Raw genomic sequence first — 12469 nt, 5'->3', positions numbered from 1 at the left:
CTGGCAAGGGGCCGGGATCGTCCTGATCACGCTGACCACCCGCTTTTATTATCGACGGGAACGGGCGTCCTCTTCCGGGACGCTGGTGCCAGTAGATCGGCGTCGCCGATGAATACTTGAGTGTCGGACGCGGGAATACGCAAACGTTTTGCGTCGGGCTTTGTCGGCGACTTGCGGCGAATAGCGCGCAGCGATTCACCGGTCAAGCCGGCGCCTTCACGGCGCAGCCGCTGCTTTCCAACCACCGCCCAACGCCAGGAACACGCCGACCTGCCCCATCGCTACCTGACTGTTGGCCGCAGCCAACTGGCCACGCACATCGGTGTACGCGCGGGTGGCCTGCAAATCGGCCAGGAACGACTCGCGCCCAGCCTCGTAACGGCGATGAGTCTGGTCGGCGGCGTCCTTGGCCGAGCGTTCGGCATCGGCCAGCGCGTCGCGTCGTTCGAGCAAAGCGCTGTATTGCGCCAGCCGCGTCTGGGTTTCGCGCAGGGCGTCGAGCACCACACCGTCGAAGTGCGCCAGCGCGGCCTGGGTCGACGCCTCGGCCTCGCGGATGCGCGCACGCGTACCGTTGGTGGGCAGCGTCCAACTGATCTGCGGGCCGAAGCCCCAGCGATTGGTGGAAGGCTCGCCCAGGTTGTCGATGATGCCGAGGGTGCCGATCTGCGCGCCGAAGCTGATGTTCGGGTACAACGCGCCGGTCGCCACACCGATGTTCGCCGTGGCTGCTGCCAACTGCCGCTCGGCCTGGCGCACGTCGGGCCGACGCTTGAGCAGTGCGGCGCCGTCGCCCACCGGAATCAGTTGCGCCAGGTGAGGCAGTTCGGCGCACTCGGCAGTGCCGGCGGGCAACTGGCCGACCGGCACGGCCAGCAGTGCCGCCAGGGTATACAGGCCCGCCTCGCGCTCGGCCTGGAAGCGCGGCAACTCGGCGCGCAACGATTTGAATTGGGTCTGCGAACGGGTGACCAGGGTCTCGTCGCCGCGCCCGGCATCGCGCAGACGCTGGTTGAGTTGCACGCCCTGCTGTTGCAGGTCCAGCGATTGCCGGGCGATGTGGTATTCCTCATTGGCCGAGCACACCTGGGTGTAGGCCTTGACCACGTCGGCCACTACCGTGATGCGCGCGGTGTCGGCGGCGGCCTGGACGGCATCGGCATTGGCCTTGGCCGCCTCGGTGCCACGCTTGAGCGTGCCCCACAGGTCGAACTGGTACGAGGCGCTGATGATCGCTTCGCCGATATTGGCCACCGGCACTTTATTCGGCTGCAGAAAGGCTTCGCCAGACTCTTGCAGGCGCTGGGCACCGGCTTTGGCGCCCGCGCCAAAACCGCCCTGCGACTCAGCCACTTCCACCTGGGCACGGGCCTTGGCGATGTTCGCCGCCGCCACGCGCAATTGACTGTTGGCCGCCAACGCCTGGCGCACCAGCGCGTTGAGCCGTGGATCCTGATACAACTGCCACCAATCGTCCGGCACCGGCGCCGACACCACGCTGCTGGCATCCTCGCGCAACGGACCGTTCAGGTCGCTGCGCTGCACGGCGGCGTCGGCGGGCACGTGGTAGTCGGGGCCGACCGTGGTGCAAGCACCCAGTGCCAGCGCCAGGACCGTGAGCATCAGGCGTTTCATGGCCGCTGCCCTTCGACGATCGAGACCGTCGCGGTGCGCCCGGCGATCAGGCGAAAGTCTGCGGGCACCTCGTCGAAGGCGATGCGCACCGGAATCCGCTGGGCCAGGCGCACCCAACTGAAAGCAGGATTGACGTTGGGCAGCAGGTTGGCGCCGCTGACCCGGTCACGGTCTTCGATGCCCGCCGACAGGCTTTGCACATGCCCGCGCAGGCGCGTGTCATCACCCATCACGCGGATGTCCACGGCGTCACCGACGTTGATGCCACCGAGCTTGGTTTCCTCGAAGTAGCCGTCGACGTGGTACGAGGTGCTGTCGACCACCGACAGCACGGCTCGGCCTGCGGTGACGAACTCGTGGGCGCGCGGAGCGCGGTCGTTGAGGTAACCGTCCACCGGGCTGCGCACCACCGAGCGCTCGAGGTTGAGCTTGGCGATGTCCACCGCCACCTGCGCCTCGCTCACCGCCGAGCGGGCACGGGCTTCACGCGACTGGCTCTCTTCGAGCTGCTCGGCGGCCACCAGGTTGCCCAGCTTGCGGTTGCGTCGGGTTTCGCGGGCGGCCTGGGCCAGGGTTTCCTGGCGCTCGGCCAGGCTCGCCTGGGCCTGGCGCAAGGCCAGCGAGAAACGGTCCTGGTCGATGGTGAACAACACGTCGCCGCGCTTGACCACCTGGTTGTCGCGCACGCTCACCTGCTGGATCAACCCGGACACGTCCGGGGCGATCTGGATCACGTCGGCACGGATGTGCCCATCGCGGGTCCAGGGCGCGAACATGTAGTACACGACCATCTGCCAGACCAGCACGGCCGCCAGGGTCACCACCAGCAAAGTCAGGACCACGCGGCCCAAGGTCAACAACGGTTTTTTCATGGCAGCATCAGGCTTCGACAAAAGTGATCCACCGCGCCCAGCAGCACGGCGTAGAGAGCAACGTTGAACAGCGCCCGGTGCCAGACCAGGCGGTAGAAATGCAGGCGCACCAGCACCGCGTGCAGGCCCAGGAACACCACATAGGTGCCCAGCATCATCACCAGCAGCGTAGGCAGGAAGACTCCGCTGATATCCACTTCGCCAATCACAGCGGTGCTCCATCGATGGCAGGGGGCAGTTGCGCTTGCGCGTCCGGTTCGAGCATCACCTCGACACCCGGCAGCAGCGACAGGCGCAAACCGGAGAGGGCATGCAGCAGATGGACCCGGGGCTCGCCGCGCTCGTTCAGTCGATCCTGGGCCAAGGCCAGACGCGCCCGCTCCATGTGCCGCAGCAGCGCCGCCGACGCGTGCAGGCGTTCGCCGCTGCGCAGGCACGCGGCGTAGTGGGCGCCGACTTCCTCGATCACCGTGCGCAGGCGCGCGCGGGCGTCGTCGCCGGCACGCGGCAAGTACGCCAGCAGGTCCAGCAGGTTCAACCCCACGCGCAGGTCACGCAGCGCCGTGCCGGTGTCCTGGCCGGTCTGCAACAGGCGCGGCAGGTGCTGCATCAGGCGGTCGAGCATCTGCACGCCGACCTTGCGCTGTTCGGCCAGGGTCGCCGGCTCGGTCATCTCGACGATGTCGCGCCAGGCGAAGCGGGTCATGCGCTTGGCGGCCAGTTCCACGCCGAACGGGCGCATCACCAAGGTCCAGATGAAGGCGAACAGCAGCCCCACGGGGCCGGCCAGGTTGGAATTGACGAAGGTGAAGAAGTCGGCGTCGTAGGCGCCCTGGATACTGATGAAGTTCGAGGTGTTGACGATGGTCAGCAAGGTGCCCAGGTAGAAGGCCGGCTGCACGGTCAGGGTGCCGATGACGATGAACGGCACGGCGAACGCCAGCACCAGCATGGCGAAATCATGCAGGTTGGGCAGCACCAGGAACAGGTACAGGCTGGAGAGAATCACCGAGATCAACGTCCAGAAGAAGAACCGGTAGATCTGCGGCGCCGGGTCGTCCATCGCGGCGAAGAAGCTGCATGCGACGGCGGCGAGGATCACCGCGCTGGCGCCGTCGGCCCAGCCCAGGCCGATCCACAGGCCACAGGCGACGACGATGGCGACCACGGTGGAGAGCACCGAGTAGAGCATCAGGCCGCGGTCGAAGAAAGGCGTCAGACGGCCCAGGCGCCAGTGCCGGTACACCGCCCGCCAGGGCCGCGCGTCATCGTCGCGCAGGGCGTGCTGCAGGGTGCAGCAGTCCTGCCAGAGGTCGATCCATTCGCTCAGCCGGTAGAGCGCGTTCGACAGCAGCAAGGCCTGGCGCTGATCGAGCGCCTCGGCGTCGGGCTGCAGGTGCTCGATCTGCACGTGCAGGGCGCTCCAGCGCCCGATCGAGGGATCGTCGGCGGTGCTTTCGAGCCAGGCGCGGGCGTCGGCCAGCAACGCTTCGAGCTGCGCGTACTGCACCGGGGCGCGGCCCTGCAAGGCCACCAGGGCATCGTCAAGGGCGTCGATCACCGGCAGCAGATGGATCATCCGCCCGCGCAGTTCGCGGGCGTTCTTCAGCGTGTGCGGTCCCGCGCCCTCGTGGCCGAGCTGACCGATCATCAACTCCAGGCTGTTGAAGGTGGCCACCATCGAGCTGCGCAGGGCGCCGACCTGTTCGGCAGCGGCGTCGCGGCTCAGGTACAGGTCGCTGTAGCGGATGGCCTCGGCGAACCACTTGCCCGTGGCGCCGACTACCACCGGTGCCAGGCGCCGGGGCCAGAAAATCGCGCCCACCACGGCCGCACAGACGATGCCCAGGCAAATCTCCTGGGCGCGTGAGGCCGCCACGTCGAACACCGCCAGCGGGTTGTCGACCACCGCCAGGGCGATCATCGGCAAGGTGTAGCCGGCCAACATGAACATGTAGTTGTTCGCTGTGCGCAGGTTCAGCGACAAGTACAGCAAGGTGCCAGTCCACAGGGCGATGGCGATGCTCAGCAGCAGCGGCGACTGCACCAGCGGCGGCACCAGCAGGACCGCGCCAGCGGCGCCGAGCAGGGTGCCGACGGCGCGGTACAGGGCTTTGGAGCTGGTCGGCCCGACGAACGGGCTGGAGACGATGTACACCGTGGCCATCGCCCAGTAGGGACGCGGCAGTTGCATCAGCAGGGCGATGTACAGGGCGATCATCGACGCGGCGAAGGTGCGTACGCCGTAGAACCAGTCGCGCGCCGGCGGCACCGAGCTGAAGAAGTGCTTCATGACGCGCTGCCCGAGCCGGCGGTTTCGAATGCGCGGATCACCCGCAGGGTCGCCTCCAGATCGTCGGCCGGCAGGCCGTGCAGCACGTCGCGGCGCTGGCGGACCAGTTCGGCTTCGATGGATTCGGCCAACGTGCGACCTTCGGCGGTCAGGCTCAGGGCCTTGGCGCGTCGGTCCAGGGGATCTTCGCTGCGACAGACCAGCCCGGCCTTGCACAATTGATCGAGCAGGCGCACCAGCGACGGACTTTCCAGCCCAGCGGCCTGCGCCACCGCCACCTGATGCACGCCATCGCCCAGGCGCACGATCATCAGCAGCGGCACCGCACAGGCCTCGGAAATGCCGTAGCCGGTCAGCGCGGCGTGGCAGATGCGCCGCCAGTGGCGGGCGGCAACCACCAGGCCGCTGCTGACTTTCAAGTGCAGTGCGTCGAGTGTCATCAGGGGAAACCGAGGGTAATCATAGTTTGCTAACTATCAATATACGCCCGCCCCTCCCCCCGTCGTCAACCGGAGGCGATGAACAGCGTGTTCAGGTCTGCACCTGATCCTCCAGCTTCATGGTCAAGGCCAGCGTGCTGCCCAGCCCGATCGCCTGGTCGCGCCAGGCCAGGTAGCGTGAGGCGTCGCGCCGGCTGAAGTGCACGGCCAACTCCTCGGCGGCCTGCATCACCCCGGCGCCGGCCGCCAGCTCCAGCCAGTACAGCCCGGCCTTGATGTCCGCCGGCACATGCAAACCATGCAACTGCCGGTAGCCCACCTCGAACCGGCAACGCGCCTCGCCACGCTGAGCACCGCGCAGGAACCAGCCGTAGGCTTGAACCGGGTCCACCTGCCACGGCTGGTCGGTCTCGCACACCTCTTCTTCATAAAGATCGCCCAGCGCTGCGGCCGCATGCGACAGGCCGCGCTCGAAGGCATGCCGGTAGTACTCGGCGGCATTGGCGTAACACACCGCCACGCCCTTGCCGAAGTAATGCTGCTGGCCAAGGTTGAACCAGGCCGCCGCATTGCCCTGCAACGCCGCCATGCGCAGCAGATGGCTGGCCAGTGCGGTGTCCGCGCGCCAGTAGCGGCCATTGAGCCAGATCCAGCCCAGGTCGTTGAGCACCGCCGCGTTGCCTTGCAGCGCCTGATGCCGCAGGTCGCTGTAGATCGCCTGCACATCCACCGCCTCGTCCAGACGACTGACCAAGGCCGAGCGCTCGCCCAGCAATGCCCATTGGGTGGGCAGCCCCACCCCGGCAAACGCACGCAGGTGCCGACGTGGGATGGCGGGCACCGGTACCACATGCTCGGGCAGAAGGCGGGCAAGCAGCGAATGGATATTGCTGGCAGCAGACATGTTCATCCTCATTGAACGGCCCACAGTTCCGACCTCGACTGTGATGAGGCGATTCTGCGCGACGATACGACAAAACCTGTCGCGAACGATCTGCGCGCACGCAACAAATAGCGGGTTTGTTGATCTCAGCGCAAAGTAGCGAATTGCCATCCCGCACCGCGCCCGCCATGCTATTTGTCGCAAGCCTAGACAAGGACGTTAACCTTTGCCGTTCGCCACAACCCGCGCCACCCTTAGTCGCCAGTGGGCCTTGTTGCGCCAGTTGCCCAGCCGCTCGCCCGGGGTCACCAGTGCCGAACTGGTGTGGCGCCTGCGCGACGTGGGCTTCACGGTCAGCAAGCGCACCGTGGAACGTGACCTCAATGAGCTGTCACTGATCTTCCCGCTCGAGCGCAACGACAAGAGCATCCCGTTCGGCTGGCACTGGTCAGCCAGCGCAGGCGAGCTGCGCGGCCATTTCGACCTGCTGGACTATCTGCGTGACGATCCGCTCAAGGCCGCGCCTGGCCAAGGCCTGGCGCTGCAAGCCTGGGTCAGCGACGCCTTGGCGCGACGGCTGCGCGAAACGCCGCTGGGCGCGGACATGCACTTGACCGCGCTGGAGCAGGGTCACCGCCTGCGCGCGACGGTCAGCGACGACGCGCCGCTGCGCTGGTGGCTGCTGGGCCAGGGTGACGATCTGATGGTGGAACTGCCCCAGGCGCTGCGCGAGGAAATCGGCCGTATCCTCGCCAGCGCGGCAGCACGCTACCGCGACTGAAACGCGCTGCCGTCAGCGCTGCATGCCCCAGCGGCGCACGGTCAGCCGCTCCAGCGTGTTGAACACCAGCCCCTCCACCAGCAGGCCGATCAGGATCACCACCGCCAGCCCGGCGAACACCTTGTCGGTGTACAGCTCGTTGCGGTTCTGGAAGATGTACCAGCCCAGGCCGCCCTTGCCGCTGCTGGCGCCGAACACCAGCTCGGCCGCGATCAGCGTACGCCAGGCGAAAGCCCAGCCGATCTTCAGCCCCGACAGAATCGACGGCAGCGCCGCCGGCACCAGGATATGCAGCACCAGGCGCAGCCCGCGCAGGCCATAGTTGCGCCCCGCCATGCGCAGGGTCTCGGACACGCCCAGAAAGCCGGCATAGGTGTTCAGCGCCAGGGCCCACAGCACCGAGTGCACTAGCACGAAGATCAGGCTGTTGTCGCCCAGCCCGAACCACAGCAGCGCCAGCGGTAGCAGAGCGATGGCCGGCAATGGGTTGAACATCGAGGTCAGGGTGCCGAGCAGGTCGCGACCGAACTGGGTCGAGACCGCCAGGCTGGTCAACCCGAATGCCAGCACGATCCCCAGCACATAGCCCTTGAGCAGCACCACCAGCGACACCGCGACCTTGGCCGGCAACTCGCCACTGGCCAGGCCATCCCACAAGGCCGCTGCGGTTTGCCCGAAGGTGGGCAGCAGCAGGTCATTGTCGGTGTAGCGCGCCACCGCTTCCCAGATCACCGCCAGCAACAGCAGGATCAGGCCCTTGCGTATCCAGGCTTGCTGCCACAGGCGCTGGGCCAGCGGCAGCTCACGGTGCAGCGATAGCCCTGGCAGCGGTTGCAGCGCCACTTCGTATTCCTGACGCGCAGACGTCGTGCTCATATCCAGCTCCTGTCAGTAGGCGATGCGGATGTCGTTGAAGCCCAGCGGCGCAGCAGGCTCGGGCTCGCCGGCCTGGTCGAACAGCAGGCGGTGGATGCGCCGGGCGCTGGCCTGGAAGTCGCTGCCGCCCAGGCTGCCAAGATGGTACTGGTGGCTGTGCACCTCGGCCCGCACCCGCCCTGGATGCGGCGACAGCAGCAAGATGCGGTTGCCCACCACCAGCGCCTCTTCGATGGAGTGGGTGACGAACAGCAAGGTGAAGCGCACCTCCTCCCACAGCAGCAAGAGTTCCTCCTGCATCTTGCGGCGGGTCAGTGCATCCAGGGCGGCGAATGGCTCGTCCATCAGCAGGATCTGCGGCTGCGTGGCCAGCGCCCGGGCAATCGCCACGCGTGCCTTCATGCCGCCAGACAGCGTATGCGGGTAGGCATCGGCGAACGCCGCCAGACCGACTTTCTCCAGGTAATGCAACGCGCGATCATGGGCTTCGCCGCGCTTGAGCTGCCCAGAGACCAACAGGGGGAACATCACGTTCTGCTTCACCGTCTTCCAGGGCGGCAGTTGGTCGAACTCCTGAAACACGACGATGCGGTCTGGCCCAGGCCCTTTGACGGGCTGGCCGTTGAGCAGAATGTGGCCTTCGCGCGGCTCGATGAAGCCGGCCACTGCCTTGAGCAGGGTGGACTTGCCGCACCCGGAAGGGCCGAGCAGCACGAATCGATCAGTGCGATCGACCTCGAAACTGACTTGGTGGGTGGCCCGCACCACGCGCTGCGGGGTGCGGTACTCCAGACTCAGGTTATCCACCGCGAGCAACGTCGGGCTGTCGACACGGCGCAGGTTGCTGGCCGCGTGGCCTGGCAAAGGGGCGGTCATGATCGGTCAGCTCCCTTGCAACGGCCGCTCATCCTGGAAGAAGTAGTCCTTCCACGACGCGGGCTTGTGCTTGAGGGCGCCGACCCGATAGAGAAACTCGGCCAGCGGGTAGGTGTTCTTCGGCGTGACGGTGAACTCGTAGCGCGGGTTGTCGATCAGCTTGATCAGCGCGTCGCGGTCGATCTTGGCCTTGGTCACGCGCAGGTAGGTGTCGGCGGCAGCCGCTTTGTCGCGCTGGGCGAAGTCGGCGGCCTCGGCCAGCGCATCGACGAAGGCTTTGTAGGTCTTGGGGTTGTCCTGGCGGAATTTCTCGGTGGCAAACAGCAGCGTCGGCGAGTTGGGGCCGAGCAGGTCGTAGCTGTCGAGCACCACGTGCACGTTGGGATTGGCCAACTCCTGGTCCTGGAACGGCGGGTTGGAGAAATGTCCGTTGAGTTCGGTGCCGCCGGCCAACAGTGCAGCGGCGGCATCGGGGTGCGGCACCGCGAGGGTGTACTTGTCCAGGCGGTTGTATTCCTTGTCGCCCCATTGCTTGGCGGCGGCGTATTGCAGGAAGCGCGACTGCACCGAGACGCCTACCGCCGGCACGGCAATGCGATCCTTGGCGGAGAAGTCGGCGATGGTCTTCACCTCGGGGTTGCTGCTGACCAGGTAGTAAGGGAAGTTGCCCAGCGAGGCCACCGCCTTGACGTTCTGCCGCCCGTAGGTGCGGTCCCAGACGGTCAGCAGCGGGCCGACGCCGGCACCGGCGATGTCCACCGAGCCGGACAGCAGCGCGTCGTTGATCGCAGCGCCGCCGGACAACTGCGCCCAGTCGACCTGGATATCGATGCCTTGGGCCTTGCCGTGCTTCTCGATCAGTTGCTGGTCGCGGACCACATTGAGCAGCAGGTAGACGATGCCGAACTGCTCGGCGATGCGAATCTTGCCTTCGGCCTGGGCCAGGCTGGGAACCGCAAGACCGCCGATGACCAGGCTGATGCCCAGGCCGATAGTGGCCGCCAGGCGGCCGATGGAGGTGCGCATGATGAAGATCCTCGACAGTCAGAACGGGGCGTCGCCCTGGATGGTGGTGCGGTACAGCTTGCGCCGCAGGTGAGCAGGACAGCCGGTGGCCAGGTGGATCAGCGAGCGGTTGTCCCAGAACACCAGGTCATGGGGCTGCCAGCGATGGCGATACAGGTTGTGCTCCAGCACGCTGAGGGCGTAGAGCTGCTGCAGCACATCGCGACTTTCGTCCTCCGGCAGCCCGACGATGCGGGTGGTGAAGCCTTCGCTGACGAACAACGCTTTGCGGCCATTTTCCGGGTGGGTCCGCACGATCGGATGAACCACCTCGTTGACCTGGGCCAACTGCTCGGCCGTCAGGGTCGGGCGCCAATTGCCTTCGAACTTGGTTTCCGCGTAACGCGCGGTGTAGGAGTGGGCAGCGCTGCGGCCCTGCACCACGTCGCGCAACGCTTGGGGAACGGCGTCCCAGGCCTTGTGCATGTCGGCGAACAGGGTGTCGCCGCCCTCGCTGGGCAGTTCCTGGGCGTGCAGCATCGAGCCCAGGCTCGGCAGTTCCTTGTAGGAGAGGTCGGAATGCCAGAACTTGCCGGCATCGCCCAGGCCGATGTTGCGACCGTCCTCGACGATGTTGGAGACGATGAGAATCTCGGGATGGCCCTGCAGCAAAAACTGTTTGAGCACGTGGATCTGCAGCTCACCGAAACGGCGGCTGAACGCGATCTGCTGGTCGGGACTGATGCGCTGCTCGCGAAACACCAGCACGTGATGATCCAGATGGGCGCGGTGAATACGCTGGAAGTCGTCGGCATTGACGGGGCGGGACAGATCCAGCCCAACGATTTCGGCACCGACGGCGCCGCTGAAAGGACGAATCTCGAAGGCTTGCGGCGGTGCGCTGTGGATGGTCGACACAGCGTTCAAGGCGGCTGACATTGTTCACTCCCACGCAGTGCGCGACGTCAAAGGGCGCGCATCGATTCATGACCGCACGGGTTTGCCGTGTGGGTTCGAGTCGTGCGGCGCGCCGATTGGTCGGCAGGTACGCAGTGGGGCAAACTATAAAGTCATAAGAATGAAAATTTAAATACCTTTAAAGAATATGCATACAACCATGATCACGTGCCATTGCCGGGACGGCTCTGCGGTCCAATCGCGACGCAAGGCCGCTCCCAGATGCTATGCGGCCCCGCATGATTCAGGGTTTATACGGCCGTGATGGCGCGTAATGCTGTTCACTTAAGATCTGGATGGCTGGAATTGGGCTGCTGCGCAGCCCATCGCGGCACAAGGCCGCTCCCACAGGAACCTGAGCTCCGCCTCGTGTTTCAGGGTTTGCGCGGACGCGGTAGGAGCGGCCTTGTGTCGCGATTGGGCTGCATAGCAGCCCCATCCATTCTTGGCTGAAACCCAGATAGAGGGGGCTGCGGCGCAGTCTAGCCGCGATACCAAGCCCTCACCGCTCGCGCAGCGCCTCGGTACGCGCCTTGATGATCGGCTTGAGCAGGTAGCTCATGATGGTCTTCTTGCCGGTGAGGATATCCACCGTGGCGACCATGCCCGGGATGATCAGCAGCGGTTTCTCGTCCGTGCCCAAATGGCTTTTATCGGTACGCAGCCGGATCAGGTAGTAGGTGGTCTTCTTGTCTTCGTCGGTAATGGTGTCGGCACCGATCTGCTCCAGCTTGGCCTTCAGACCACCATAGATGGTGTAGTCATAGGCGCTGAACTTCACCGTGGCTTCCTGGCCCGGATGCAGGAAGGCAATGTCCTTGGGCAGGATCTTGGCTTCGATCACCAGCGTGTCGTCCAACGGCACGATCTCGATGATGTCGCTGCCCGGCTGGATCACGCCGCCGATGGTGTTGACCAGCAACTGCTTGACGATACCGCGTACCGGCGAAGTGACCATGGTGCGGTTGACCCGGTCGTCCAGCGCCTTGCTGGTGGCAGTGGCCTTGTTCAGCTCGGTGCGCGCCTCGTTCAACTGTGTCAGCGCCTCGCTGCGGAACTTGCCGCGGGTTTCTTCGATCTTGCTCTGCACTTCCTTGATCGCCGCTTCGGCGCGGGGAATGGCCAGCGCGGTGGAGTCCATCTGGCCGCGCGTTTCCACCTCGGAACGGCGCAGACGCAGCATCTCCACCTGAGAAATCGCGCCCCGGGCCACCAGCGGCTCGGACATGGAGATTTCCTGACGCAGCAACTGCAAGCTGTTGGCGTACTGGGCACGTTTGGAATTGAACTCGCGCAGCTCCTGCTGCTTCTGCACCAACTGCTGGTCCAGACCACCGATCTCATCCTGCAATTGCTGGCGACGGCTCTGATACAACGAAAGCTCGTCGGCCGCCTGGTTGGGTGCAGCCTTGCGCAGTTCTTCGTCGATCTGCAGCGGTGTGCCCTCCACCTCCGCGCTCAGGCGTTGCACGCGCAGCGCCATGGCCAGGCGCGAGGCCTCGGTTTCGCCGACGTTGGAGGCAAAGCGCGTTTCATCTAAACGCAGCAGCGGCTGGCCGACCTCGACGATTTCGCCCTCCTTCGCATAGATCTGCGCGACGATGCCGCCCTCCAGGTTCTGCACTTTCTGCACCTTGGACGACGGAATGGCCTTGCCCTCCCCGCGCGTCACTTCGTCGATGGGGGCGAAGCAGGCCCAGACGATCAGGAACAGGAAGAAGGCGATCACACCCCAGATGGTCAAACGCACCACGCGCGGGGCATCTTCGATCAACGCCTTGGGCACTTCCGGCAGAGGCTGGCCGGCCATCGACTCCGAGCCCTTGAAGTAGCGCCGCATCTGATCCTTGA

12 protein-coding genes are annotated in these 12469 nt (G+C 65.6%); 1 reads left to right on the top strand and 11 read right to left on the bottom strand.

Annotated features, from left to right (window positions below):
* Positions 1-216: 216 nt before the first annotated feature.
* The 6 genes from NJ69_RS19825 to NJ69_RS19800 form a co-directional block, all read right to left on the bottom strand.
* Positions 217-1635 (bottom strand): efflux transporter outer membrane subunit, encoded by a 1419-nt coding sequence (locus tag NJ69_RS19825; RefSeq protein ID WP_039582498.1) that lies wholly within the window; start codon positions 1633-1635, stop codon positions 217-219.
* The gene (locus tag NJ69_RS19820; protein ID WP_039582496.1) at positions 1632-2507 is read right to left on the bottom strand and encodes an efflux RND transporter periplasmic adaptor subunit; all 876 of its coding nucleotides are present in this window, start codon (positions 2505-2507) and stop codon (positions 1632-1634) included. The genes NJ69_RS19825 and NJ69_RS19820 overlap by 4 nt, the downstream gene beginning before the upstream one ends.
* Positions 2504-2716 (bottom strand): DUF1656 domain-containing protein, encoded by a 213-nt coding sequence (locus NJ69_RS19815; RefSeq protein WP_029615220.1) that lies wholly within the window; start codon positions 2714-2716, stop codon positions 2504-2506. The genes NJ69_RS19820 and NJ69_RS19815 overlap by 4 nt, the downstream gene beginning before the upstream one ends.
* Positions 2713-4800, bottom strand: coding sequence for an FUSC family protein (locus NJ69_RS19810; RefSeq protein ID WP_039582495.1), 2088 nt, complete (start codon positions 4798-4800; stop codon positions 2713-2715). The genes NJ69_RS19815 and NJ69_RS19810 overlap by 4 nt, the downstream gene beginning before the upstream one ends.
* Positions 4797-5240, bottom strand: a complete 444-nt coding sequence (locus NJ69_RS19805; RefSeq protein WP_039582492.1) for a MarR family winged helix-turn-helix transcriptional regulator — start codon at positions 5238-5240, stop codon at positions 4797-4799. The genes NJ69_RS19810 and NJ69_RS19805 overlap by 4 nt, the downstream gene beginning before the upstream one ends.
* A 91-nt stretch (positions 5241-5331) precedes the next feature.
* Positions 5332-6144, bottom strand: a complete 813-nt coding sequence (locus NJ69_RS19800) for a tetratricopeptide repeat protein (protein WP_029615221.1) — start codon at positions 6142-6144, stop codon at positions 5332-5334.
* 205 nt (positions 6145-6349) lie between these two features.
* Here NJ69_RS19800 and NJ69_RS19795 point away from each other — a divergent pair, with 205 nt between their 5' ends.
* Positions 6350-6904, top strand: coding sequence for a WYL domain-containing protein (locus NJ69_RS19795; RefSeq protein WP_039582490.1), 555 nt, complete (start codon positions 6350-6352; stop codon positions 6902-6904).
* Positions 6905-6916: 12 nt separating this feature from the next.
* On the opposite strand, the gene NJ69_RS19790 is transcribed toward NJ69_RS19795, so the two are convergent.
* The 5 genes from NJ69_RS19790 to NJ69_RS19770 all read right to left on the bottom strand — a co-directional run bounded on the left by NJ69_RS19790 (position 6917) and on the right by NJ69_RS19770 (position 12458).
* Entirely contained in the window at positions 6917-7780 is an 864-nt protein-coding gene (locus NJ69_RS19790) for an ABC transporter permease (protein WP_039582489.1), read from the bottom strand.
* A 12-nt stretch (positions 7781-7792) separates the two neighbouring features.
* Positions 7793-8656: an ABC transporter ATP-binding protein gene (locus tag NJ69_RS19785; RefSeq protein ID WP_039582488.1), complete on the bottom strand. Its 864-nt coding sequence runs from the start codon at positions 8654-8656 to the stop codon at positions 7793-7795.
* A 6-nt stretch (positions 8657-8662) separates the two neighbouring features.
* Positions 8663-9682, bottom strand: coding sequence for an ABC transporter substrate-binding protein (locus NJ69_RS19780; RefSeq protein ID WP_039582487.1), 1020 nt, complete (start codon positions 9680-9682; stop codon positions 8663-8665).
* Between the two features lie 18 nt (positions 9683-9700).
* Positions 9701-10579, bottom strand: coding sequence for a TauD/TfdA dioxygenase family protein (locus NJ69_RS19775; protein WP_369811541.1), 879 nt, complete (start codon positions 10577-10579; stop codon positions 9701-9703).
* A 541-nt stretch (positions 10580-11120) separates the two neighbouring features.
* The gene (locus tag NJ69_RS19770; protein ID WP_205419314.1) at positions 11121-12458 is read right to left on the bottom strand and encodes an HlyD family type I secretion periplasmic adaptor subunit; all 1338 of its coding nucleotides are present in this window, start codon (positions 12456-12458) and stop codon (positions 11121-11123) included.
* Positions 12459-12469: the final 11 nt, after the last annotated feature.

The organism is Pseudomonas parafulva (genome assembly GCF_000800255.1).
GTDB lineage: Bacteria > Pseudomonadota > Gammaproteobacteria > Pseudomonadales > Pseudomonadaceae > Aquipseudomonas > Aquipseudomonas boreofloridensis.
This window is presented reverse-complemented; position numbering and strand designations above follow the sequence as displayed.

Bases quoted from the DNA above. Each gene is read 5' to 3' on its own strand.
- NJ69_RS19825 (WP_039582498.1), bottom strand. From the start codon at position 1,635: ATGAAACGCCTGATGCTCACGGTCCTGGCGCTGGCACTGGGTGCTTGC.
- NJ69_RS19820 (WP_039582496.1), bottom strand. From the start codon at position 2,507: ATGAAAAAACCGTTGTTGACCTTGGGCCGCGTGGTCCTGACTTTGCTG.
- NJ69_RS19810 (WP_039582495.1), bottom strand. From the start codon at position 4,800: ATGAAGCACTTCTTCAGCTCGGTGCCGCCGGCGCGCGACTGGTTCTAC.
- NJ69_RS19805 (WP_039582492.1), bottom strand. From the start codon at position 5,240: ATGACACTCGACGCACTGCACTTGAAAGTCAGCAGCGGCCTGGTGGTT.
- NJ69_RS19800 (WP_029615221.1), bottom strand. From the start codon at position 6,144: ATGTCTGCTGCCAGCAATATCCATTCGCTGCTTGCCCGCCTTCTGCCC.
- NJ69_RS19790 (WP_039582489.1), bottom strand. From the start codon at position 7,780: ATGAGCACGACGTCTGCGCGTCAGGAATACGAAGTGGCGCTGCAACCG.
- NJ69_RS19785 (WP_039582488.1), bottom strand. From the start codon at position 8,656: ATGACCGCCCCTTTGCCAGGCCACGCGGCCAGCAACCTGCGCCGTGTC.
- NJ69_RS19780 (WP_039582487.1), bottom strand. From the start codon at position 9,682: ATGCGCACCTCCATCGGCCGCCTGGCGGCCACTATCGGCCTGGGCATC.
- NJ69_RS19770 (WP_205419314.1), bottom strand. From the start codon at position 12,458: ATGCGGCGCTACTTCAAGGGCTCGGAGTCGATGGCCGGCCAGCCTCTG.